This is a genomic window from Xanthomonas hortorum pv. cynarae (assembly GCF_002939985.1).
Classification (GTDB): domain Bacteria; phylum Pseudomonadota; class Gammaproteobacteria; order Xanthomonadales; family Xanthomonadaceae; genus Xanthomonas; species Xanthomonas hortorum_D.
This window is the reverse complement of record NZ_MDFM01000082.1, coordinates 1-701: the sequence shown is the minus strand read 5'-3', so window position 1 is coordinate 701 and position 701 is coordinate 1. Positions and strand designations below refer to the sequence as shown.

Genomic DNA, 701 nt, shown 5'->3' with positions numbered 1-701 from the left:
CAGAGCCTGCGGTCGGGCACGATCGTCGATGCGACGCTGATCGCGGCGCCCAGTTCGACCAAGAATGCCGACCATGCACGCGACCCTGAGATGCATCAGACCAAGAAGGGCAATCAGTGGTATTTCGGGATGAAGGCGCACATCGGCGTGGATGAGTTTTCCGGGTTGGTGCACCACGTCCATTGCACAGCCGCCAACGTCGCCGATGTCACGGTGACGCACACGTTGCTGCATGGCAAAGAAGACAGCGTGTTTGGCGATAGCGGCTACACCGGTGCGGATAAGCGCGAAGAACTGCAGACCTGCAAGGCAGCATTCTTCATCGCCGCCAGGCCCTCGACGACGCAAGCCATCGGCAACAAACGCGAACGTGCTCGGGAACAGCGTTGGGAACACTTCAAGGCCAGCGTGCGCGCGAAGGTGGAGCATCCATTCCGGGTGATCAAGCGCCAATTCGGTTACACCAAGGTCCGCTATCGCGGCCTGGCCAAGAACACCGCACACGTGCTGACCTTGTTTGCGCTGTCAAACCTGTGGATGAAGCGAAAGCAGTTACTGCCTGCTATGGGGAGCGTGCGCCTGTAACCCGGGGAATTCCCACGGAAAACGCCAGAAATGGCAAAAATCCGGAGAGATCCAAACGCGACTCTCCAGAACGATGCGACATTCCGCGCTCTCAGGCCGCGTTGTTCAGACCTTCC

1 protein-coding gene is annotated in these 701 nt (G+C 59.2%); it reads left to right on the top strand.

Going from position 1 to position 701, the window contains the following annotated elements; all coding sequences use genetic code 11:
* The coding region (locus tag XcyCFBP4188_RS22315; RefSeq protein WP_146094086.1) for an IS5 family transposase at positions 1-585 on the top strand (585 nt) is incomplete at its 5' end.
* Positions 586-701: the final 116 nt, after the last annotated feature.